At 59.4% G+C, this 22,894-nt stretch carries 20 protein-coding genes, 1 tRNA gene and 1 pseudogene; 13 read left to right on the top strand and 9 right to left on the bottom strand.

From position 1 onward, the window contains the following. Positions 1-100 precede the first annotated feature (100 nt). The 3 genes from ACLI1Q_RS04180 to ACLI1Q_RS04170 form a co-directional block, all read right to left on the bottom strand. Entirely contained in the window at positions 101-526 is a 426-nt protein-coding gene (locus ACLI1Q_RS04180; RefSeq protein ID WP_239269205.1) for a YccF domain-containing protein, read from the bottom strand. A gap of 35 nt (positions 527-561) precedes the next feature. Further along, positions 562-1,368, bottom strand: a complete 807-nt coding sequence (locus ACLI1Q_RS04175) for a DNA-formamidopyrimidine glycosylase family protein (RefSeq protein WP_239269206.1) — start codon at positions 1,366-1,368, stop codon at positions 562-564. A gap of 70 nt (positions 1,369-1,438) precedes the next feature. Then, entirely contained in the window at positions 1,439-6,355 is a 4,917-nt protein-coding gene (locus ACLI1Q_RS04170) for a DEAD/DEAH box helicase (protein ID WP_239269207.1), read from the bottom strand. 35 nt (positions 6,356-6,390) lie between these two features. Between ACLI1Q_RS04170 and ACLI1Q_RS04165 the strand changes: the two genes are divergently transcribed. From ACLI1Q_RS04165 to ACLI1Q_RS04130, 8 genes are all read left to right on the top strand, one after another. After that, complete coding sequence (locus tag ACLI1Q_RS04165; protein WP_239269208.1) at positions 6,391-7,149, top strand: 3'(2'),5'-bisphosphate nucleotidase CysQ; 759 nt, start codon at positions 6,391-6,393, stop codon at positions 7,147-7,149. Position 7,150: 1 nt separating this feature from the next. Beyond that, a complete protein-coding gene (locus ACLI1Q_RS04160) occupies positions 7,151-7,957 on the top strand; it encodes a thymidylate synthase (protein WP_239269242.1) in 807 nt (268 codons plus the stop codon). Further along, positions 7,957-8,487 (top strand): dihydrofolate reductase, encoded by a 531-nt coding sequence (locus ACLI1Q_RS04155; protein ID WP_023017603.1) that lies wholly within the window; start codon positions 7,957-7,959, stop codon positions 8,485-8,487. Before ACLI1Q_RS04160 ends, ACLI1Q_RS04155 begins: the two co-directional genes overlap by 1 nt. Next, positions 8,487-8,768, top strand: coding sequence for a glutaredoxin domain-containing protein (locus tag ACLI1Q_RS04150; RefSeq protein ID WP_239269209.1), 282 nt, complete (start codon positions 8,487-8,489; stop codon positions 8,766-8,768). Before ACLI1Q_RS04155 ends, ACLI1Q_RS04150 begins: the two co-directional genes overlap by 1 nt. Positions 8,769-8,899: 131 nt before the next feature. Then, positions 8,900-8,972 (top strand) — tRNA-Arg (locus ACLI1Q_RS04145). Positions 8,973-9,105: 133 nt separating this feature from the next. After that, positions 9,106-9,903: a protein phosphatase 2C domain-containing protein gene (locus ACLI1Q_RS04140; RefSeq protein ID WP_239269210.1), complete on the top strand. Its 798-nt coding sequence runs from the start codon at positions 9,106-9,108 to the stop codon at positions 9,901-9,903. Continuing rightward, positions 9,900-10,685 (top strand): hypothetical protein, encoded by a 786-nt coding sequence (locus ACLI1Q_RS04135; RefSeq protein WP_239275443.1) that lies wholly within the window; start codon positions 9,900-9,902, stop codon positions 10,683-10,685. Before ACLI1Q_RS04140 ends, ACLI1Q_RS04135 begins: the two co-directional genes overlap by 4 nt. A gap of 193 nt (positions 10,686-10,878) precedes the next feature. Next, entirely contained in the window at positions 10,879-11,208 is a 330-nt protein-coding gene (locus ACLI1Q_RS04130; protein ID WP_239269212.1) for a malonyl-CoA-ACP transacylase, read from the top strand. Positions 11,209-11,219: 11 nt separating this feature from the next. On the opposite strand, the gene ACLI1Q_RS04125 is transcribed toward ACLI1Q_RS04130, so the two are convergent. The 3 genes and pseudogenes from ACLI1Q_RS04125 to ACLI1Q_RS04115 all read right to left on the bottom strand — a co-directional run bounded on the left by ACLI1Q_RS04125 (position 11,220) and on the right by ACLI1Q_RS04115 (position 13,531). Continuing rightward, positions 11,220-11,429, bottom strand: coding sequence for a hypothetical protein (locus ACLI1Q_RS04125; protein WP_239269213.1), 210 nt, complete (start codon positions 11,427-11,429; stop codon positions 11,220-11,222). Positions 11,430-11,789: 360 nt separating this feature from the next. Beyond that, positions 11,790-12,963: pseudogene (locus tag ACLI1Q_RS04120) on the bottom strand (MFS transporter). A 121-nt stretch (positions 12,964-13,084) separates the two neighbouring features. Then, on the bottom strand, positions 13,085-13,531 hold the full coding sequence (locus ACLI1Q_RS04115; protein ID WP_239275441.1) for a DUF2871 domain-containing protein: 447 nt from the start codon (positions 13,529-13,531) through the stop codon (positions 13,085-13,087). A 227-nt stretch (positions 13,532-13,758) separates the two neighbouring features. On the opposite strand from ACLI1Q_RS04115, the gene ACLI1Q_RS04110 reads away from it, so the two are divergent. Further along, on the top strand, positions 13,759-14,013 hold the full coding sequence (locus tag ACLI1Q_RS04110) for a hypothetical protein (RefSeq protein WP_239269215.1): 255 nt from the start codon (positions 13,759-13,761) through the stop codon (positions 14,011-14,013). Between the two features lie 81 nt (positions 14,014-14,094). On the opposite strand, the gene ACLI1Q_RS04105 is transcribed toward ACLI1Q_RS04110, so the two are convergent. Together ACLI1Q_RS04105 and ACLI1Q_RS04100 are read right to left on the bottom strand one after the other, a co-directional pair. After that, the gene (locus ACLI1Q_RS04105; protein WP_023025886.1) at positions 14,095-14,433 is read right to left on the bottom strand and encodes a P-II family nitrogen regulator; all 339 of its coding nucleotides are present in this window, start codon (positions 14,431-14,433) and stop codon (positions 14,095-14,097) included. Positions 14,434-14,460: 27 nt separating this feature from the next. Beyond that, positions 14,461-15,783, bottom strand: coding sequence for an ammonium transporter (locus ACLI1Q_RS04100; RefSeq protein ID WP_239269216.1), 1,323 nt, complete (start codon positions 15,781-15,783; stop codon positions 14,461-14,463). A 304-nt stretch (positions 15,784-16,087) separates the two neighbouring features. Here ACLI1Q_RS04100 and ACLI1Q_RS04095 point away from each other — a divergent pair, with 304 nt between their 5' ends. From ACLI1Q_RS04095 to ACLI1Q_RS04080, 4 genes are all read left to right on the top strand, one after another. Continuing rightward, positions 16,088-17,119 carry an ABC transporter substrate-binding protein gene (locus tag ACLI1Q_RS04095; RefSeq protein WP_239269217.1) on the top strand — a complete coding sequence of 344 codons (1,032 nt, stop codon included), beginning with the start codon at positions 16,088-16,090 and terminating at the stop codon, positions 17,117-17,119. An 18-nt stretch (positions 17,120-17,137) separates the two neighbouring features. Continuing rightward, positions 17,138-18,742, top strand: a complete 1,605-nt coding sequence (locus ACLI1Q_RS04090; RefSeq protein ID WP_370657791.1) for an ABC transporter permease — start codon at positions 17,138-17,140, stop codon at positions 18,740-18,742. A 2-nt stretch (positions 18,743-18,744) separates the two neighbouring features. After that, positions 18,745-19,773 carry an ABC transporter ATP-binding protein gene (locus ACLI1Q_RS04085; protein WP_411697100.1) on the top strand — a complete coding sequence of 343 codons (1,029 nt, stop codon included), beginning with the start codon at positions 18,745-18,747 and terminating at the stop codon, positions 19,771-19,773. Between the two features lie 179 nt (positions 19,774-19,952). Further along, positions 19,953-21,695 carry a prolyl oligopeptidase family serine peptidase gene (locus ACLI1Q_RS04080; protein WP_411697099.1) on the top strand — a complete coding sequence of 581 codons (1,743 nt, stop codon included), beginning with the start codon at positions 19,953-19,955 and terminating at the stop codon, positions 21,693-21,695. Here ACLI1Q_RS04080 and ACLI1Q_RS04075 read toward each other — a convergent pair. Continuing rightward, positions 21,635-22,872 (bottom strand): IS3 family transposase gene (locus ACLI1Q_RS04075; protein WP_284853453.1). Its coding sequence is split into 2 segments (ribosomal slippage): positions 21,635-22,545 and positions 22,545-22,872, totalling 1,239 coding nucleotides; the frame shifts between segments, so codons are not numbered across the junction. The two genes, ACLI1Q_RS04080 and ACLI1Q_RS04075, sit on opposite strands and share 61 nt — an antisense overlap. Positions 22,873-22,894 lie beyond the last annotated feature (22 nt).

Here is a 22,894-nt window from a genome sequence, read left to right as displayed (position 1 = left end):
TGTTGTGGACACTTTCGTGCCTAAGCACCACAGATCGCTAAAGCGCCCAGCCGCGAAGCAACATGTCGCTTCGGGCTAGGCGCTCTCAGGCTTGGTGAATTTACAGCTTCACCATGGGCTGCCAGCCGGCCGGGATTTTCTTCGAGCTGACGACCTTGCGGCCGAACGGGAAGCAGGTCACTGGAATCATCTTGAGATTGGCCCAGGCAACGGGGATACCGATGATGGTAATCGCCTGGATGACGGCGGTAACGACGTGGCCAATGGACAGCCACAGGCCTGCAATGACGAACCAGATGACATTGGAGATGGCAGACATCCCGCCGGTGCCCTTGCGGGGCTCCACCACGGAGCGGCCGAACGGCCACAGCGCGAACTGGCCCATGCGGAACGAGGCCACGCCCGCCGGAATCGTCACGATGAAGATGCAGGCGATGATGCCGAAGAGAAAGTAGCCCAGCGCAAGAACGATGCCGCCGGAGAGTAACCAGATGATATTAAATACGAGATTTAGTAGTGATCGCATGCCCGCTAGCTTAGCGCGAAAAGCGTAAAGGAACCTTAGAGCGGCTGGCAGTGCGGGCAGAACCAGATGATGCGCTCTAATTCTCCCTCATCCCCGCCACGGTCAACGCCGCCCAGGGAATCTTTCTGAATAATGGTGCCGCAGCGCCGACAGCGCTTGCGGTTGCGCCCAAAGACATAGGTGGTCTCCCCGGCGCGGCGCACACCGGTGGTCACGCGGATGGGCGAGTTCCGGTTGGCCCACATAATGCGCTTGCCGATGTCCAGTACCTGTTCCACATCCACCTCTGCCACCGAGGTGGCCGGGTGAACGCCGGCGAGGAAGCAGATTTCGGCGCGGTATTCATTGCCAATGCCCGCCACGACCTTCTGGTCCAAAAGCGCCGTGCCGATGCTGCGCTCGGGTCGCGCGCGCAAACGGCGCACCGCTTCCTCGCGGTCCCAGTCGGGGTCCAAGATATCCGGTCCAAGGTGGTTGATGCGGCTAAAGTACTGATCCGCGTCGAAGATATCGACAAAACCCAGCCAGTGGCCCACGAGTTCAATATCGCGCGGTGAATGGGCCAATTGCAGCACGATGCGCGCGCTATGGCCGGGCTTGCGCCAGCGGTCGCCGGCGTAGTGGATGGCCCAGGTGCCCTCCATCTTTAGGTGGGTGTGCACGATGGTCTGATCGAATTGCATGAAGAGGTGCTTGCCATAGGGCCACACGCGCTCGCAGATGGTGCCGGTGAGGTTTACGGTGGCGTGCTGCGGCACGCGCACGGAACAGCCGGTAACCTCGCGCCCAGTCATAAACTGCAGGCGACGCGAAAGTTGTAGGACGGAATCGCCTTCGGGCATGGGGGCTGGCCTCCTTCCGTGGGCCTCAGACACTGTGGCCCCACCAAAATACACCTGCGGGCGCGTAGCGCTAGCGACGGTACCCGCCGCGCGGGCGGAAACCACCGGAGTTGCGGGGTGGCGGAGGCGGGGGCGGATCATCGAAGCTGAGCTCCTCGATGGCCTCAGAGGCACGTCGGCCCCCGCGAAGGCCACCCCGCGAGTCGTCGGGTGAACTACCCTGCGCCCCGTGGCGCGGGACGCGCGGCGGCGCGGCGCGACCGGCAATGCGCACGCCCTTAGGGGTGATTCCGGCGCCCAGCGAGCGCAGGATGCTAGCGGTCGGGGTGTGATGGATGGGGTTGCCATTGCACTTTTCAATCACCAGCGGCGACATGTGCCCGGCGGCGATGAGTTCTGTGAGCGCGGAAAGGAGCCGGGCGTAGACGTCGGTGGTCTCGATTCCATCGGGCAGGGCGTCGATGAACGTGGTCAGGGTCTTGCCGCCGCGGGTGAGGTGGGCAATGGGGAGGCCATCGCAGAGCACGACCAGTGCTCCGGCGGAGCGGGCGGGCCCGCCGGGAGCTTTGCCACCCGCATCATCGCGCTGCGGCCACGGCAGCGCCGCGCCGTAGGGGTTGGCGGGATCCACGGCGGCGAGCACGAAGGTCTCTGGATCGGTGGTGCCGGACGGCCAGCCGGTGACATCGGGGGAATCCGCCAGGCCGCGCAGGCGATCGATAATGGCCGGGGTGGAAAATTGCGCGGCACCGAGATCTTCGATGACATAGCCGCGCATGGCCTTGCCGGATTCCTCAAAGCCGGACAGGACCTTATAGGCCAGCGCGAAGCCGCCGAGGACGTCCTCTGCCACCACGGAACCGCGGGTGACCACACCGTAGCGATCCAGCCAGGCCTCGCCGTGCGCCACAGAGCGCGAGGTGGCGTCCTGGGCGGCGGGCACCGCCAGCGACCAGCGGCCGAGCATATCGGGTGGGGTCTGGCCGGCGCCGCCAGTGGCGTTCTGGGTCTGGGCGAACGAGGTGCGGCCCATGCGCAGCCGCGAGCGCGTGGGGCGCCGCTTGGAGCGGTGGGCGGTAGCACCGCGGCCAGCGCGGGAGGCACCGCGCCCGCCTGACGATAAGCGCGTGCGGATGGGCGCGAAGGAATCCGGGCTGGCCAGCCCCATTTCCACCAGCCCCCAGAGGGCCTCGCGGGTTTCCTCGGCGGTACCAGGGACCTCGGCGGCAATATCGGAAAAGAGGAAGCCGCCGCCGCGCTCGAGCACGCTTAAAATGGCCCGCTGCAGCATGCTCACGCCCTCCGGATCGGTTTCAGGGGCGAGCTGGGCGGCGTAATCGGTGGGCAGCAGCATCACCCAGGGGTCGGCGGCACCGGCCTTTCCGGCACCGAGGATCATCACCTCACCATTGGCGGTCAGTTCATCCAGCATGCGAGGCGAAAAATCCCCCACGCGGGCAGGCAGAATAATGGATTCCCATGCAGAAGCCGGCAGGCGCACCCCGGCGAGCTGCTCGATAGCGGAGAATACGCCATCGGCACCGCGGAGTGCCGGACGCTTCCCGGCAGGCGCGATGCCGTGCCATTCCGGGAGGAAGCGGGCGAAGGCGGCGCCAGAGACCGGCTCGGTATCCGCGCGCGCGGCTGCAAGCGAGCGCGAGCGAATGGTCTTTAGTACCTCGGCGGCGCAGTACTCTTGCTCCTCTATTCCCTGCCGGTAGTGGCCCTCCACAATCGAATCCAGGCCGGCCAGGGTGGTGTGTGCTGCGGATACGGAAATGCCGAAGGCGGCGGTTAGGTCCGCGAGCACGAACGGGCCGCGGGTGCGCGCCCAGCGGCTGACGAGCTGTGGGAGGGCATCGGCAAGCGTGGCGACCTGGGCGGGGATGCCGGGAGGAATGGGGACGCCGAGGGCATCGCGAAGCAGCGCCGCGTCCTGGGACTGGGCAAGGTGCTCGCGCCCGCCGATGCGCACCCGCATTATACGCGTGCCTAGGCTATCCAGGGCGGTAAAGGGAACGTCGGTATGCTCGCCCAGCTCCTCGACCGGGATGGGGCCCAGCATGCGCAGGAGATCCGCAACCTCCTCGGTGGTGCGCGCCCGGCGCGAGGGTGCGGTGCGTTGCAGCTGAGTATGGACCTCGTCGATGATCGCGGGATCCAGAAGCTCGCGCAGCTCCACCGTGCCCAGTAGCTTGGCCAAGAGCGCCGGGTCAAGGGCGAGGGCCGCCGCCCGCTTTTCCGCCAGCGGGGAATCGCCCTCGTACATGAAGGCGCCGGTGTAATTAAACAGCAGCGAGGAGGCAAAGGGTGAGGGCTGATCCGTGGTGACCTCCGCGATGCGCACGCGGCGGTGCCCCAGATCGCGCATGACCTCCTGCAGCGCCGGCACATCGTAGACGTCCTGGACGCACTCGCGCACCGTTTCCAAAATAATGGGAAAGGACGGGTACTTGCGGGCGACATCCAAGAGCTGCTCGGCGCGCTGGCGCTGCTGCCATAGCGGGGCGCGCTTGCCGGGATTGCGGCGGGGCAAGAGCAGCGCGCGGGCCGCGCACTCGCGGAAACGGGAGGCAAAAAGGGCGGAATTGCCCACCTGCTCGGCCACGACATCGGCAATATCGTCGGCGTCAAAGGCAAAAATCGTGCCATCGGGATCGGCCTCACCCTCGGGCAGGCGCAGCACGATGCCATCATCGCCGGCCACCGCCTGCGGGTCCATGCCGGTGCGCTCCCCCACCCGCGCGCCCACTGCCAGGGCCCAGGCGGAGTTGACCGGCCGGCCAAAGGGCGTGTGCAGGACCACGCGCCAGTCCCCCAGCTCATCCTTGAAACGCTCGAGCACGAGCGTCTTTTCATCCGGAATAATCCCGGTGGCCTCCTGCTGTTCGCGCAGGTAGGACAAGATATTGCTGCGGGCATTCTCATCGGCATCCGCGAAAATGCCCGGGTCCGTATTTACCTCGCGGCGGTACTCGCCCAAAGCCTGGCCCAGCTCATAGGGGCGCCCGGCGCCATCGCCATTCCAAAACGGCAGCCGGCCCGTATGCCCCGGCGCGGGCGTGACCAGAACTTGATCGCGGGTGATCTCCTCGATGCGCCAGCTGGTCGCGCCCAGGGTGAAGACATCGCCCACGCGGGATTCATAAACCATCTCTTCATCAAGCTCGCCCACTCGCCGCGGGGCCTTGCCGGATTCGCCACCGCTATAGAGGAAGACGCCGAACATTCCCCTATCCGGGATGGTGCCGCCGCTGGTCACGGCCACGCGCTGCGCCCCCGGCCGCGGGGTCATCACGCCGGAGACGCGGTCATAGACCACGCGGGGTTTCAGCTCCGCAAAATCCGTGGACGGGTAGACGCCGCTGACCAGATCGATGACGGAATCATAAACCTCGCGGGCCAGCTCGCGGTAGGGATGGCTGCGCTTGACGATGTCATACCAGTCATCCGCGCTTAAGCCCTCCTCGCCCGCCGCGGCCACCGCCGCCACGGTCTGCTGCGCAAGCACGTCCAGCGGGTTGCGCGGGGTATGCATCTTCTCGATCATGCCGCCGCGCATGCGGGCGACCGTCAGCGTGGACTGCACCAGGTCCGCGCGGTGCTTGGGATAAAACGCGCCGTGCGAGACCGCGCCCACATGGTGCCCGGCGCGGCCCACGCGCTGCAGGCCCGAGGCCACCGAGGGCGGCGATTCCACCTGCACCACCAAATCCACCGCGCCCATGTCGATGCCCAGCTCCAGCGAGCTCGTGGCCACCACGGCTTTCAGCGTTCCTTCCTTCAGCATCGTTTCCGTCATGGCGCGCTCATCCTTGGACACCGAGCCGTGGTGGGCCCGCGCGATGACCGCTGGCGCCTTGCCCGCAACATGCGAGTGCGCCATCAGCTGGGCGGGATCGCGCCGGGTTTCCGGCGAGAGCGAATCCGGATCATATTCCTGAGCGTATAGCTCGTTAAGCCGGCTGGTCAGGCGCTCGGCGCTGCGCCGCGAATTCACAAAGACCAGCGTGGAGCGATGCGCCATGATGTCCGCGTAGAGATCCTGGGTAATAAACGGCCAGATGGAGTTCGCGGTGGGCAGCGCGGTGTCTTCTTCCCCGCCGAAGTTCTCCATGCCGAATTCTTCCCCGCCGTCGCCGCTGCCTTCCGGCCCGCCGGTAATGCCGATGGCATCATCGACGGTGAGCTCCCCAATGGTCGAGCCCGCCTCCGGCGTGGGAAGATCCGACATATCCTCTACCGGGACGCGCACGTCCAGGTCCCACTTCTTGTGGGCCTCCGGCGCCACAATTTCCACCGGGCGATTGCCGCCTAAGAAATCCGAGACGGCCGAAAGCGGGCGCACCGTGGCGGAAAGCCCAATGCGCTGAACATCGCCCGCAATTTCTTGTAGGCGCTCCAGCGTCAGGGCGAGGTGCGCGCCGCGCTTGGTGCCGGCCAGCGCGTGGATTTCATCGATGATGACGGTATCGACGGTTTTCAAAATCCCCGCCGCCTTTGACGTCAGCATCAAATACGCCGATTCCGGGGTGGTAATGAGGATATCCGGCGGCTTGCGCACCTGCCGGGAGCGCTCTGCCGAGGGCGTATCGCCCGAGCGCACGCCCACGGAAATATTCGGCACCTCCAACCCCAGCTTTTCCGCGGTGCGCGCTATGCCGGTCAGCGGGGCCCGCAAGTTATTTTCCACGTCCACGCCCAGCGCTTTGAGCGGCGAGATATACAGCACCCGCACCCCGGTAGCGGAGCCGGAAGCATTGCCTACCGGCAGGGCCAATTGGCCTTCGCGTTCCACCAGGTTATTCAGCGCCCATAAAAACGCCGCGAGCGTCTTACCAGAACCAGTGGGGGCAACCATCAGGGCGTGATCCCCGCGGGAAATCTTGTCCCAGGCCTGGGCTTGTACCGCGGTGGGAGCGGCAAAAACGTCCTGGAACCACTGCGCCACTTGGGGGCGAAAGCGCTCGAGGATGTTTTCTGGCATGACCACACTCTAGTCCCCGTTGTAATGTGGGCACCATGACCGTCGAGATTTCTGATTCCCGCCTGACCAATTCGCTCGCCCAAGGCTGCGGCGAGATTTTAAAGGGGGTGCGCAATGGTGGCCTGCTGCGGGGCCTTTCGCTTGGCGATGCCGGCGATGACGCCGCCCAAGAATGGATCGCCCGCGTATTAGAACAGCACCGGCCCGGCGATGGCGTGCTTTCTGAAGAGGCCTCCGATGATCTCGCCCGGCTAAAAAAGAAGCGCGTCTGGATCGTGGACCCACTTGACGGCACCAAGGAATTTGCCACCGGCCGCCAGGACTGGGCGGTACACATCGCCCTCGTTGAGGACGGCACCCCAGTCCACGCCGCGGTGGGACTGCCAGACTACGGCGTAACCTTCAAGTCCTCCGATGTGCGCGCCGTCGACGGCCCACTGTCTAAGAAATTCGTCATCTCCCGCAACCGCCCGCCCAAGGTGGCCGGCTATATCGCAGAACAGATGGGCTACGAAACCGAGGGCGTCGGCTCCGCCGGCGCTAAGGCCATGCACGTGCTGCTTGGTGATTATGACGGTTATATTCACGCCGGCGGCCAATACGAATGGGATCAAGCCGCCCCAGTAGGCGTTGCCTTGGCAGCCGGCTTGCATTGTTCCCGCCTCGATGGCAGCCCCATCACCTTCAATAATGAGGACACCTTCATCCCCGATCTGCTCATCTGCCGCCCCGAGCTGAAAGACGAGATTCTAGAGCACGCCGCGGCCTTTGCCGAGGAGAATGGCGGCTTCTAAACTGGTGCCTATGACTGAGACTCCTTATGAGGATCTCCTCCGCCGCGTCCTCGAAGAAGGCACGGCCAAAGGCGATCGCACCGGCACCGGAACGCGCTCCATTTTCGGCGCGCAGCTGCGCTATAACCTGGCAGAATCCTTCCCGCTGCTAACCACAAAGAAGGTCTACTTCCGCGGGGTCATCGGCGAGCTGCTGTGGTTCCTGCGCGGCGATTCCAATGTGAAATTCCTGCAGGATAATAACGTGCGCATCTGGAACGAGTGGGCCGATGAGAATGGCGATTTGGGCCCGGTCTACGGCGTGCAGTGGCGCTCTTGGCCCACCCCGGATGGGAGCCACATCGACCAAATCCAACAGGCGCTTGACACCCTGAAGAATAACCCGGATTCGCGCCGCAACTTGGTCTCTGCATGGAATGTATCGGAGCTCGACCAGATGGCACTTATGCCCTGCCACCTGCTCTTCCAGCTCTACGTGGCCAATGACACGCTGTCGTTGCAGGTCTACCAGCGCTCGGCGGATATGTTCTTGGGCGTGCCCTTTAATATCGCCTCCTATGCGGCGCTGACCCACATGTTTGCCCAGCAGGCCGGCCTCAAGGTGGGCGATCTCATCTGGACCGGCGGCGATTGCCACATCTACAACAACCACGTGGAGCAAGTCCAAGAGCAGCTTTCCCGCGAGCCGCGCGAATACCCGCAGCTCAAACTCAACAAGGCGAAGGACCTCTTCTCCTATGACTTCGCCGATTTTGAGGTGCAGGGCTACGACCCGCACCCGGCCATCAAGGCGCAGGTGTCGGTCTAATGCTCGGCGCGATCTGGGCGCAGTCCCTGGACGGCATCATCGGCGATGGCGCGCAGATGCCCTGGCATGTGCCGGAAGATCTCAAGCACTTCAAGGACGTCACCATGGGCGCGCCGGTGATCATGGGCCGCAAGACCTGGGAGTCCCTCAACCCCAAGTTCCGTCCCCTGCCCGGCCGGGAGAATTACGTGCTCTCCTCGCGCGCGCCCGGCACGTGGTCAACTGGTGCTACGGTGGGCAGGACGATGCCCGCGCTTGCCGATGCCTGGGTCATCGGCGGTGGCCAAATCTACACCGCCGCCCTGGACCAGGTGGACCGCATCGAGGTCACTCTCATGGGCGTAAACATCGGCGATATCTATGGCGAGGATGCCGTCTTTGCCCCGGATATCCCCGATACGTTTGGCTTGGCCTACAGCACGGATTGGCTCACCTCTGACAAAGGGCATTTAGAGCTTCCCGAGCAGCCGGCCAGCGAGCTACCCATGAAGTACCGCTTTTTAACTTACGATAGAAAGGACGCAGCCTAATGACTGTACAAGCACCCAAAACCAATGCCGATGTCACCATCTTCTACGCCGACTGGTGTCCATTTTGTGCCAAGCTCATTAAGAACTTGGACCGCACCGAAACCCCATACGAGCTCGTGGACGTAGAAGGCGATAACGCCGACGACATCAACGAGTGGATCAAGTCCGTCAACGACGGCAACCGCATTATCCCCACCGTCTTGTACTCCGACGGCACCCACGAGACCAACCCGCCTGCATCCTCCGTGCGCAATAAGCAGGAAGAACTGGCAGGCGCCTAAACCTCATAGCTAAGGCTGCGAGCCCGACCCGGGCTACTCGCCCACCCACACAAACGGCCGCGCACGCAGCCTTTTGGGGCGCACTCGCGCCCCACTGCTATGATGATCCGAGTTGCATACGCAACATCCCCGCCCCAGTAGCTCAGGGGATAGAGCACGGCTCTCCTAAAGCCGGTGTCGGAAGTTCGAATCTTCTCTGGGGCACGAAGCGATCTGCTTTAAGGTAACCAACACTATTGGTATCGACTCTTTAAACCATGGTGTCAGGCCGGTCTGCACCCCGCCGGGGTAGACAATTTGCTTCAATGCGTGGTCCCAATTTTGGAGAAATGACCCTATGAGTACATCCTTTCCCAGTGTGGAAATCACCGCGCATTCCCAAAAAGGAAATAGCCATGCAACAAACGAAGATTCGTGGGGTAGCTATAAAAATTTAGTTTGGGTCATCGATGGAGCTTCGAATCCCAAAACCATCTCTGACGAGGTCGTTAGCTTTGTCAATGCTCTCAATACCCAACTCAAAAATTGTGCCGCTAACAATCCTCATGCTTCTTTAGCTACCATCCTCGCAGCATCCATCTCTGCGACAGCACAGACTGAAAACGTTCGTGCAAGTGCGACCGTAGCGCTGTGCCGATTCAATGAAAAAGATTTCGATTACCTCGTCCTTGGCGATGCTGGAATCGTTTTTGCGGATGCAGATTCTGACATCAAATTGCTCCAAGACACGCGCCTACAAGAATGCGCCGTTGTGGAACGGCAACGATACCGTGAGCTTTTAAAAGCAGGCTCTGCCCAAGGTGAAATTGAAAAGGCTCATCTCGCTCTTGTTGAAGCCGAGTCTAAGCTGCGCAACACCACAGGAGGGTTCTGGGTAGCCGAAACGGAACCAAATGCGGCATGTCATGCTCTACAGGGACGCATCAAGAATGCCCAGTACCCAGTCATTCTAGGAACCGACGGGTTTATAGGGCTCGCTAAACCATCCGTACTTTTTTCACAGGCCCGTCAAGCTGAGGGTCTCCCATATAAGCTTGCAGAAATGACTGAAGCATTACTCCCACAATCTGGGAAAATTGATGATGCTACCGTAATCACAGTAAATCTTCCGACCACGTATGACCGAGTGAAATGATTGGATTCGCGACAGCTAACGTTGCTCTAACTTGGTTATCCCACTTTATTGCGCTTTCCTCAATTGCTACCGCGGGTTATCAGTGGCTCACGCGTTTTAGTTCTCGCAAGAGGGTGCAGAAGTTCTTCGGCGCCTCCAATATCACGATCGTCATTCCCATGCGGCTCTTGGAAAAGCGGAGGGTTATTGCGGAGCCTGATTTTGTAGCAGCTTCCCTTCTGGCAGAGTTTTTGAAAGCGGCAAAGATGGATGTGACATTCGATTACGTCAATCCAGACGGCTCCATCGATCTGTCCACCGAAGGATTGGTCGTTATCTGCGGACCCAAAAATTCTTCCCTAGTCGCGAAAGCAATGGACCACGATCCTTCCCTTCGCTTTCACGAAAGCGAAGGACATTGGAAGATCAGCGAAAGGCAAGGCTCCCAGGAGTTCCAGTCACTACTTGACCACGGTGAAACGGAAAGCGACACGGCGTATGTAGCACGTGCGCCACGGCGGCCAGGTTCCCGGCAAACATTTGTGTCAATCGCGGGTATCCATGCGCAAGGATCAGCAATCGCGGTTGCACACCTGACGGATAAACACAAATTCAAAAAGCTAGCCCAAAACGTTGGCGGAGACCTATTTTCGATGGTCGTTTCCGGGGATTTCTCCGATGAACCGTTGCGACCTAACGAAACCCATCAACTAGCGCTGTATACGCACGGGCCTCCTCAGGTGCATGCACCAACTGGGATAATTTCAACGAAAAGCTCGGCTCAGGGGCCCGAAAATGAGTAATGATGACTGCTTGGCCCCACGATCAATCAAGGGCGCTGCACCAGAAGAAGCCGGGATGACAAACGCACCCCTCGTCGGCCTATTCTTGAGCTAATTCAGAACTAAGCTAAAATTACCACCGTTAATTTTGCAGGTTGGCGGGTGTTTTGCACCACGCTCACACACACCATACGCCGTACAGAAAGGTACTCAGATGATTACCACTATTCTTGCTGGGCTATTGGCTGCAGGCACTGGTTTAACCGGACCCAGCACTCCAACCACAGAAGCTTCCCCTGCAGCCCAACACCAAGGACATGCGTCCACGGCTACTCCTGACCGCGATACTTCTGACGTGCAGGCGCTTATCGATGATGCCCAAGACCAAGCCGGCTACGAGTTCATTACTGTGCGCTACGAAGGAGAATTCGCGCATATCGCTTTGGATCCCGAAACCTACAATCCGGATAGCGATAGGGCGACATTTGAAGCAGTGTCCCAGTTGCTCACTGAGAAGGGTTATGAGGTCACTGCAGTTCTCTAAACCGTAAGCCCTTACTGCCCCGCAGGGGCTTTATCCTCTGTTTTGTTGCTGTTTTGTGCTACAGCACGGCGCACTCGAAGTGCACCAACAAAGCCCAGCGCAAGGAATGCGGTAGCGGCCACGAGCGACCACTGCGCGGGGTTGGTCATGCCTTCGCTTAAGGCCTGCACCACTGCCCCAGTCTGTTCACCGAATGGGCCATTTCCACCTTGCTCGCGCAATTGCGCGATGCTCGAGCCTGCGTGTCGATTTGGGGTAGTTGGTACCGTGAGTCCGCGTAGTTGGTGCCAGGGTTGCGCGTACCTGGTACTGCAAGGGTTTTCTTTCATAGTTGATGTTGGCGACACCACGATTCGTTGGTGTCACATCAACTTCTACTTGGAAAGAAGCTCATTGTTGTGGCTAACTTCAAACAAATTCTTACGATATGCCTTGACGGTGCTAGCTATACGCAGATCGCACATACATTGGGGTGGGGCCTAACCCCCGACGTGTCCATTTTCCGGGGGTCAGGCCCTCACTCGTAAGCCGTCTCAACAACGGCTACCGAATCCGCATAGGAGACTTTGACATGCGCAAAGCTACATCCCCAATAGGACCGGACAAATAGAGCAAAAGCCGGGCCGACTCAGTCGGGCCGCCCCGGTACCAACTACCCAGAACACGGCAGTACCGAGTCCCCAGAACACCGGTACCAAAAACTCGCATCTGACACCTGCGGATTGACGGATAGCTTCGGCAATGCTGTCGGCGCCGGGCCCGGTGATTGCGGCATCGTCAAGCGCCTTCGGCAGTGTGAGCGCTAGGGCGGCCGATAAGACCGAACCGGATACGGCGGTGCCCAGTGAGGAACCAATCTGGCGCACGGTGCTCTGTGATGCGGAGGCTTGCCCGGAGTCATCGACGGGAATATCCCGCAGCACCGTGCCGGTCAGCTGCGCGGAGGCGAACCCAAGCCCTAAACCGTATAGGGTCAGCGGGGCGGCGATGATCCAACCATTCGTGTCCGGCCCCATAAGCAGGACGAGGATTAGGACACCGACGACTTCCAAGCCGAGCCCGATGAGCACGGTGCCAGGCGCCCCGAACCGGGCCGCGACGTGGCGGGCTGCCGCACCGGAGAAGAATGCACCGATTGCCATGGCGGCCAGCAAAAGGTCCGCCGACATCGTGCTTAGATCCAATGCATTAATCAGGTACAGCGGCAGCACGAAAATGATGGCGAGCTCACCGATTGCTACCGCGCCTGCGGTGATATTGCCCCACGAGAACGTGGAATAAGAAAACAATCCAAGGTTCAACAGCGCCGAGCGTTGACCCCGCTCGCGGTGCTTTTCCCACCGAATAAACAGCGCGAACCCCACAGCCGAAATCGCGAGCGCCACCGGCAAGCGGTCCGACCGCTGCTTCGCCGGAAATCACCGCGCTCCGCCCACCAAAGGCTGCGGCGCGGTACTTGCCGCGAAACACGGCATTAACGGTCGAAAGCACGGACGACATGATGAACGCAGCACCGATTTCCTGTACTGCGCACGCGGAGATCAGCGTGGCGGCGGAGGTAGAAAATCCCGCCAATACGCTGCCTGCCACAAATATTGTCAAGCCGATGAGGAAGGCGCGCTTGCGTCCCCAGGTATCAGCGATCTTGCCCGTTGACAGCAGCAGCGCAGCTAATAGCACCGCATAGAGTCTATTGACCCACTGCGCCTGCGTCAGGTTAAGCTGCAGGTCAGTGATGATCGAGGGCAATGCCACGCCGACGATAGTGCCATCTAGAACAATGACACCCAGCCCGACGGAAAGAACCGCCAAGCTTATCCAATCGCGGCGAGTAGGCGCCGTAACGATTTCTTGTGCGCTGTGCTCTCGCTCATAGTTAGGCGTTCACCGAAGCATTGGCGCTGCCTGCATCTGGCTCCTTGATGGCCCGGCCCAAATTCACGAGAAAGACCGTCAGCCCCACCGTGATAAAGATGTGGCCCAGCCCGGCGATGCCCGAAATCATCTCATTGGATTCCTTGCCCAACACCGTCAATATGCCGTGTGAAATTTGCATGCCGACGGTGAGTACCACGCCTACGTTGTAGAGCCAGAAGAACGAGTTGAACAGCTGGTGGTGCCGCGACAGTGCAAAGACCTTTTCCAACGCCAAGAAGATAAGGAATAGCATGAAGCCTAGCGCCAGCAAGTGGGTGTGAGCCACGCTTAGCTGCGTATATTCGCCTTCCGGGAAATCTTGTAGCTTCGTAAACTCCCGATAAAACAAGCCGGCGACCAAGCCCAAGACGAGGTAGAAAATCGCTGCCCTGTACAAAGCCTTCATATCATTACTCCTTCCCAGTCATCGCTGTGACTGGATAGCCGAGGGGATCAAGTTCTCTAAATACATATCTTGCCCCGACTTGTCCGGCTTTGAATCGCAGAGGCGGTTGAAACTTCAATCAACCAGTAGGTTGATTGAAGGCTTGTTCCCCTCGTGTCCACCAATCAGGGGTCGGGTCCCTTTTCTCGCTCGCGGGAGTTGACGTTGACAGCGGTGGTACTGCTCAGATGATCGTTGCTGCATGGGGTACGCTCTCCAGCCAGCCCGCGGCCGTGAAACTCGGCCAAGAAAACTCCAAGGAGCAGCTCAAGCGCTCTAAGCGGTTCAAGGCAGAAGCAACGCGTGCAATTTTTAGCGGCATCGAACAGCGCAAGCAGCGCGATGCTCTAGTGTCCAGCGATAAAAACGTGCTGGATAGCTTGGTGGATGCCTTGGCCAATATTATGGCCTCCGCAAAAGAAACTGGCCAGCTAGAAAGCTAAAATCCCAGGTTCACACACCGCAGCAAAAGCCCTAGGCCTCCAGTCTTCTGTGGAGGCCTGGGGCGCTGGTGCGTTGGAGCCTTAAATAGCCTTCTCGCCTCGCTCGCCGGTGCGAACGCGGATGACGTCTTCGACGGGTGCGATCCAAATCTTGCCGTCGCCGATTTCGCCGGTGCAGGCGGCGTCGACGATGGCATCGACAATCGCTTCGGCGTCATCGTCTGCCACGATGAGCTCGATTTTGGCCTTGGGCACAAAGGAGGTGGCGAATTGGGCACCGCGGTAGATTTCCTTGTTACCGCGTTGCTGGCCAAAGCCTTCGATTTCGGTGACCGTCATGCCCGGTGAGCCGAGTTTTTGTAGTGCTTGCTGGATATCATCAAGCGTAAAGGGCTTGACCACGGCTGTTACGAGTTTCATTGTTGCTCCTAGGTATCGCTGGGCGTTTTAGTTGCGGCTGGTGGTACCGCGCATAGCGCGGCCGCCAATGTCATAGCCGGTCTCACGGTGACCACCAAAGTCAATGCCGTCGGTTTCAATCTGGTCGGTCACGCGCCAGCCGATGGTCGCCTTCAAAATCACCGCAATGATGGCGGTAATGACTGCGGCGAAGGCCACGGCGATTGCGGCGATGAGGATCTGTACGATGAGCAGCTTCCAGCCCTCGGCGCCGCCACCGGTGAAGATGCCGCGGTCATTGGCAAAGAAAGCAACCGCCACGGTGCCCCACAGGCCGGCGACCAGGTGGACGCCCACGACGTCGAGAGAGTCATCGAAGCCGAAGCGGAACTTCAGGCCCACGCCCAGGCAGCCCAGCATGCCGCCGAGGGCACCCATGATGAGCGAGGTCACTGGGTTCAGGTCGCCCGCAGCTGGGGTAATGGTGACAAGTCCTGCGACCACACCGGAGGCTGCACCCAGGGAGGTGCAGTAGTTATCGCGCAGCTTTTCCACGAGCAACCAGCCCAGGATTGCCGCAGCCGTTGCGGCGGTGGTGTTGACCCAGGCCAGGCCGGCGAGGCCATCGGCTGCGAAGGCGGAACCACCGTTGAAGCCGAACCAACCAAACCACAGCAGGCCGGCACCGAGCATGACCATGGGCAGGTTGTGGGGGCGCTGCACGCTCTTCGGGAAGCCTTGGCGCTTGCCCACGACAATCGCGAGGACCAGTGCGGCCGTACCGGCGGAAATGTGGACGACGGTACCACCGGCAAAGTCAATGGGGGCCACAAGCGCTTCCCCGCCTTCGCTGCCAAAGATCCAGCTGGTGACGCTGCTTTCGCCCTCACCCAGGATGCCGCCGCCCCAGACCATGTGAGCCAGCGGGAAGTAGACAAAGGTTGCCCACAGGCCGCTGAATACCATCCAGGTACCGAACTTCACACGGCCGGCGAGTGCACCGGAGATAATCGCGGTGGAAATAACGGCGAAGGTGAGCTGGAAGCCGATATCAATGATATTGGCGTAGCCTTCCGCGCCTTCGAGGTATTCACCATTGGCATCAAAGATGGAATCCTTCAGCCCGAAGAACTCGAAGGGGTTGGCAACGATGCCGCCCCAGGACTCCGTGCCGTAGCTCATCGACCAGCCCCAGAGGACATAAATGATGCTGACTACCGCTAGTGAGCCGAAGGACATCAACATCATATTGAGCACGCCGCGGCGCTCTGTCATGCCTCCGTAAAAAAGTGCCAGGGCTGGGGTCATGAGAAGCACGAGAGCCGCGCTCATGAGCATCCAGCTCGCATTGCCTGCGATCACCGAATCCATTGTTTCTCCTTGTAGGGTTCCTTCATTGCTTTTCATAACGGTAGTACTACAGGTATACAAATATCTATTGAGCTATAGGTTAACCCCCAATGTGGGGCTACTTCGAGCTTGTCACCTCGTGGTTTCCCGCTTTTTAGCGCTAACCGCTGCCCACTCGAGCGAGGCTCCTTGGCCACACCTCCACGACATCCGCCCAGGAGCTCAAAGAATTTACTGTGCGTTCACACCTATCCCAAGTTGCCTTAACTTCGGCGCAGTTAGATAGACGTTCCTGTTAACTACTCTCTCTGGAGGACCTTCCCCAATGAAGCCGAAGCACTCTTCTCTCGCTGCCCTAGCCCTTGCTTCAACCGTTCTTCTTAGTTCGTGCGGTGAGCCTGCGACCGACAATGACGATACGCAGGTCGCAAGCGATTCAACCACTATTACCGTCTATACCTCCGAGCCGGAAGAGAAGGTCGATGAAATCAATGCGGCCTTCAATGAAGAAAACCCCGATATCGAGGTCAAGGTATACCGCGCTGGTACCGGCGATTTGAACGCGCGCATTTCTTCGGAGAAGCAATCTGGCGACATTGAAGCAGATGTTTTCTGGGCGGCCGATGCTCCTACCTTTGAAAATTACGCCGAGGACGGTGACCTCATCGAGCTTGCCGATGTCGATTCCGACGACATCATCGACGAGGCCAAGGACGACGAGAATTTTTATGTCGGCACGCGCATCATCCCTACGGTCATTGCTTATAACACCGATGAAATCGCAGAAGTTGATGCCCCGACCTCGTGGGCAGATCTCACCGATCCGAAGTACAAGGACAAACTCGTCATGCCTAACCCGGCGGTCTCTGGTGCGGCGGCCTTCAATGCCTCAGCATGGAAGAACAATTCAGACCTCGGTGAAGCGTGGATCGAAGACCTAGGCAAGAATTCCCCGATGATCGCAGAGTCCAATGGCCCTACTTCCCAAGAAATCGCCTCCGGTTCTAGGCCCGTCGGCGTGGTCGTCGATTACTTAGTCCGCGACCTCGCGGATAAGGGATCCCCGGTTGCCCTCGCCTACCCCACCGAGGGATCACCGTATATTTCTGAGCCCGCGGGCGTATTCAAAGACTCCAAGGAACAAGAAGCAGCACAAAAATACATCAACTTCTTGCTTTCGAAGAAGGCACAAGAAATTGCCGTCGATCAGTCGTACCTCCCGGTGCGCGAAGACGTGGGAACCCCAGCAGCCACCCCTGAACTCGCAGACATTGAGTTGATGGACCAAGACCTAGAAAAAATCACCAAGGATAAAGACGCCGCCGTCGAGGTTTTCCAGAAGGCAGTTTCTTCCTAGTTCTTGATGGCTCCCTTGTTGAAAAATCCCTCCGTATCCGCGCTGCGCGTTGGCGTGTGGCTCATTGCCATCGGCCTGTTCATCGCGCCTTTAGCCCTTGTTGTCTCCCTTGCACTGGGCGGAAACCAAATTCCCGTCCTGCTAGAGCAAGGTCTCGGCATCGCCACATGGAATTCGCTTTTTACCACGGCGCTTTCGGCGCTCGCCGCCGTCATCATCGGCACCGTTATAGCCATCGCGCTAGACCGCACGGATATCTACGGTTCTTCGGTGCTGCGCCTATTCCTGCTTTCCCCGCTCTTGGTTCCACCATTTATCGGAGCGATCGCCTGGATTCAACTCTTCGGCCCGAATCAGGGATTAAATAAGCTCTTTGGGTTCGAAATATGGAATATCTACGGCGCAGACGGGGTCATAGCGCTGATGACTATCCACTCTTTTCCCACGGCATACGTCATCATTTCTTCAAGCCTGCGCTCCATCTCCCCTGATTTTGAACTGGCCGCCCGGGTATCGGGCGCTTCCGTGGTGACAGTTCTGCGCACGGTCACCCTTCCGCTCCTGCGCCCTGCATTGTTGTCCGCGTTTACCCTCACGGCAATTGCTAATCTGGCTGACTTTGGGATTCCCGCCATTATCGGCTCACCTGCTCGGTTCGAAACCCTTGCGACGATGATTTACCGCTTCATTGATTCCGGCACCGTATCCAATCCTTTGCAGGTGGTCTCTACCATCGGCGTTGTCCTCTTATTCTTGGGAATCGGCGCCGTCATTTTGGACTATCTCACCTCCCTGAAAAACTCGTCTTCTACCCATAACTCCGGAAGCCCGGCGCGCTTTGCGCTGCATTCAGCGCGTTGGCCGGTCACGATCATCATGTGGGTGTGCGGACTCGCCATTTCCATTGGCCCGATCCTCGGTTTGGCCTACCGCGCGTTGCTGCCAGCCCCTGGGGTTCCATTTACTCTTGAAACCATTTCGCTGGCGAACTTTAGCGCTGCTTTATCCAACCCGCGCGTTATCGACGGCCTAACCAATTCCGCATTTTTGTCGATAACCGCCGCGATAATCTGCGGGATTCTCGGCTGGGTCATCGGAATTCTAGTGACTCGGACCCAGGCGCGGGGAAATACGCTTTTAACACTTTCTGCGCTGCTACCGAGCGCGCTGCCTGGGCTCATCATCGGCGTCGCCTGGCTGATTGCCGGGCGCTATACCGGGCTGTATAACACCATTTGGATAATCCTTATCGCCTATGTCTGCGCTTTTACCGCACTCGTTGTCCAATCCGTGCGTGCACCGCTCATTAGCACCCCGGTCACCGTGGAAGAAGCAGCGCGTATTTCTGGCGCCACACCGCTTAAGGCGCTATTTACTACCACCGGCGCGATGACCATTCCGGCGGCCATCTCCGGCGCGGTACTGGTCGCGGTGACCGCGATTCGAGAACTTACTATTTCCGTACTCCTCGTCGCCCCCGGAACCACAACACTGGGTGTCCAAGTATTCAATCTGCAACAGGCAGGAGATTATAACCAGGCATCAGCACTCGCCCTGCTCTTCGCGCTGCTGGGCATCATTGCCCTCGCACTGACTATCCGCGCTCCTAAGGTAAGGACATAATAATGGCGAAAATTGCAGCTTCCCACCTCACGATCACTTTTCCAGATGGAACCACCGGCCTGCGCGATATCAGCCTCTCCATCGAACCCGGAGAACTCATCGCGCTCGTTGGCCCGTCAGGCTCCGGTAAAACCACGCTTTTGCGCACCATCGCTGGTTTTATTTCTCCATCGTCAGGTGAGCTTTACATAGATGGCCGGCAGATGACTGATATTCCGCCGGAGAAACGCGGCATCGGCATGGTCTTCCAACAGCACGCGATCTGGCCGCACATGTCTGTGAAGGACAACGTTGGCTACCCGCTGCGCCAGGCAAAAGTAGCTAAGGCAGAGCGCGAAGTGCGCATTTCTGAGACCTTAGCTCTCGTGGGCCTGCCGGGATTCGAGGAGCGTATACCGGACAGCCTTTCTGGCGGGCAGCGCCAGCGCGTTGCTTTGGCCCGGGCGATCGTCGCTAATCCCACAGTTTTATTGCTGGATGAGGCTCTTTCGGCCCTCGATGAACCACTGCGCGATAATTTGCGCCGCGAATTGGTAGCCCTGACACAAAAACAACGCCTAACCACGGTGCACGTCACCCACGATCGCGCCGAGGCGCTGGCAATTGCAGATAGAGTCGTGGTTCTAGACGGCGGCGAAATCCAGCAGATTGCTACCCCGCAACAATTACTGGAAAATCCCGCTAACCCGGTGGTCGCGGGATTTATTTCGGATGCCACGATTGTCCAGGCCTCTATTTCAGGTGACAGCGTCGAGTGCCCTGCTCTTGGCATCTCTTGGCCATTGAGCGAAGTAACCGTGCGAGGCGAAGGCACTAAAGCCGCCATCTTGCCGCGCCACGCCAAAATCGTGGAGGAAGACCAACCAGGTGCCACGGTTCCAGCGGTAGTTGACTCAGCCATTTTCGAAGCCGGGCACTACTCCGTTACCGCCTCCCATGAATCTGGGGTCACGTTCCGGACTACCGCAGCTCATAAACCAGCCCTTGGACAATCGGTGCGTATCCGCTTCTCGCCGCCCTTGATTTATTAATTCACCGCATCGCGCGAGCTTTTGCCTGTTCAGCACTTGTCCAGCACCCCCTTTTACTGCAACGGTTGCACCCGCTTTCCGGCGGGCCTAATGTGCTTCCACGCTGGACTTTAAGTTTTCCACTATCGGACTTTCAGCCCACTCGTTTCAATTAAGCACCACCAACAAGGAACGCGTATATGTCCGACTCCGCATCCCCCTCCCCCACTCCCGTGGAAGAACAGTCGTCTCTTTCTCTAGAGCAGCAGACAGAGCAGTTGCCCGCTGAGGTTTCGAAGAAGCGCCGCTTTAGCGATGGCTGGAAACTCTTTGTGTGCATCGTCATCGTTCTCGTCGGTGGGTTGGGCTCATCCCTGGTACAAACCGATGGCGGCAAAATTCAGGTCACTGACCTCAAAATCGCCGGCAAGCACGGCGCTACGGTCACCGCAGATCTCTTCCGGCCGAAGGACGCGACGCCGGAGAATAAAGCGCCGATGGTCATCGTCTCGCCCGGTTTCCAGCGCACTAAGGAAACCCAGGTCTCCAACTCGTTGGAATTGGCCCGGCGCGGCTTTGTCACCCTGGTGGTTGACCCGTATAACCAGGGCGAGTCCAGCTCGCAACACCCAGACGATAGTGATTCCGCCGTGGTGACCGCCATTGATTACGTCACAGACCACCTGGATACGTTTAATTACGTCGATGAGGATCGCATCGGCATTACCGGCCACTCCGCCGGTGGTACTGCGGTGCGCACCGCAGCCAATAAGTACGGCAAGAAGGTAGACGATGCCCTCGAAGCTGCCAAGGACCCGAATAGCGAAGGCGGCACCACCATCACAGATGGCGAGCGCAAGCGCGCCGAGGACCTAGATAAGATCTCCGCGGTCTTTATCTCTGGCTGGCTCAAGAACTTAAACGATAAGAAGTTTGCCCACGTGCACTCAAATATGGCGCTGGGCTATGCCCGCTTCGATGAAGGCGGCTACCGAAATATCAACGGCGATGGCGATCTGCGCGATGCCCCAGAGGCTCTGTCCATGGTCAACTCTGGGCTCAAGAAACAAGACCAGGTGGACCACATTGAGATCGGCCGGGGCTACGGGGACATCGACAAGGGCACGTACCGCGTTGCCTATAACGATGAAACGCTGCACCCGCTGCAGCCGCTCACACCTAGTGCCATCGGCAGCATTCTCGAGTTCTTCGATGACACCCTGGATGCCCCAGTGAAGATGGATTCCGGCAACCAGACGTGGTGGCTGAAAGAAGTCTTTAACCTCATTTCCCTCATCGGCGGCATCGCCATGCTCTTCCCGCTGACCCGAATGCTCCTGCGCACCCGCTACTTTGCGCCAGTAGCCCAGGCGCTCCCAACCGTACCGAAGCGTCCGCGGGGCAAAGAAGCCGCGAAGTTCTGGGGCTTTTTCGTGTTAACCGCAGCCATCGCCTTTTTCACGTTCATGCCGCTGGCGAACCTTTCGCAGGACGTCTTCTACGATGCCGCGAATAAGGTCAGCACCTGGTTCTTCCCGGCGCGCATGGTCAACTCGGTGGTCTTGTGGGCCATCGTCAACGGCATCGTCGGGCTTATCTTGTTCTATATCACCCGGGATAAGTCCACCTATGCCCGCGGCGAGCGCGCCCGCGCGTGGGGCATCACGATGAGCTGGCGCACCTTTGGGCGCACGCTACTGCTGGCCTTCATCTTGCTCTTTGTGTACTTCTCCGTGCTATCCATTGTGTATCTTGCCTTCCACAATGATTACCGTTTCTTGGTCGTGGCCTCGCGCCCGCTGACGCTGCGCTGGTTCCTGGTGGCGCTGATGTACGTACCTGCGATGGGCCCGAACCCCGGAAAGTGGACACGGGGATTTAATCAAGATGCGATAGTAAGTGTAGCTGATCCGGCGGCTTCGAAGGCGTTCGGCGAGCGATAGCCGCACCACGAGTGCAAGCGCTTGGTGTTGTAGTGCGTGCACCACCGGAACACGTCCCGACGACATACGAGCTGACTTGGGAAAACGGACTCGTCCTGGAGGACTTCCCGTTTCAGCGTGGCGTTGAACGACTCCGCCAACGAGTTGTCCGCGCTCGTCCCGATTGCTCCCATCGACTGGGTGACACCGAATCGTTCACACAGCTTCCGGTATTGCCCAGAGGTATAGACGCTGCCATGATCGGAGTGAAAAATCGCCCCGTCAAGGTTGCCTCGGACCCCGTGGGCCATCGTGAGAGCTTCTTCGACCAACTCCGTGCGCATGTGGTCGGCGATCGCGAAACCGGTCAACTGCCGCGAATAGCAGTCGATGACGGTGGCCAGGTACATATTCGACCCGTCCGCGATCGGCAGGTACGTGATATCGCCGACGTAGATGGTGTTCGGTTTCTCCGCGGTGAACCGGCGTTTCAGCAGGTCGGGCAACTTCGGAGCCCGTTTCGCAGACACGGTGGTCTTCACCCGGCGTTTTTTGGTGTAGCCGAACAGGCCCATCTGGCGCATCAACCTGGCGGTGCGCTTGTGATTGAAAAGGTCGTCGTTGGCTGGATCGGAATTGATGGCCGCCGTCACGCGTTTCGCCCCGTAACAACCGTTCTCGGCCGTGAACACGGCCTTGATCCTCGCTCCCAGCACCGCGTCGTCAAGGACGCGTCGCCGGCGGGCAGGAGCAGCTGATTTCCATTTGTAATACGAGGACCGGTTGATCTTCAAAACCTCACATAACCGCTTGACCTCGTAGAGGCCTCGGTTGTCATCAACGAACCGGAAGCGGTTCACCAGTTCGTCTCTTCCGCGAAATATTTGGCCGCCTTGCGGAGAATCTCTCGTTCCTCCCGGAGCTTGGCGTTTTCGCGTTCCAGCACGCGGATGCGTTCGGCGTCGGAGAGTCCTTCAGCAGGCGTGCGTGCGCTGTTGGCTGCGGCAATGGGGCTGGCGACTTTTTCACCGTTGGCGTTGGTTTTGGTGCCGGTGCCGAAGGCGTCGAGCCAGGTGCGCAGGGAGTTGCGGTTGACCCCGAGATCGGAGGCGATCGCGTTGAGCGTTGCTCCGGGGGTCGACTCGTACAACGAGACTGCGTCGCGCTTGAACTGCTCGGTGTAGGTCTTGCGTGGCATGGTGGAAAGGTACCTCACTTCC

Origin of the sequence: Corynebacterium limaceinasi, from assembly GCF_046717465.1 — a bacterium.
In the GTDB taxonomy this organism is placed as follows: domain Bacteria; phylum Actinomycetota; class Actinomycetes; order Mycobacteriales; family Mycobacteriaceae; genus Corynebacterium.
This window is presented reverse-complemented; position numbering and strand designations above follow the sequence as displayed.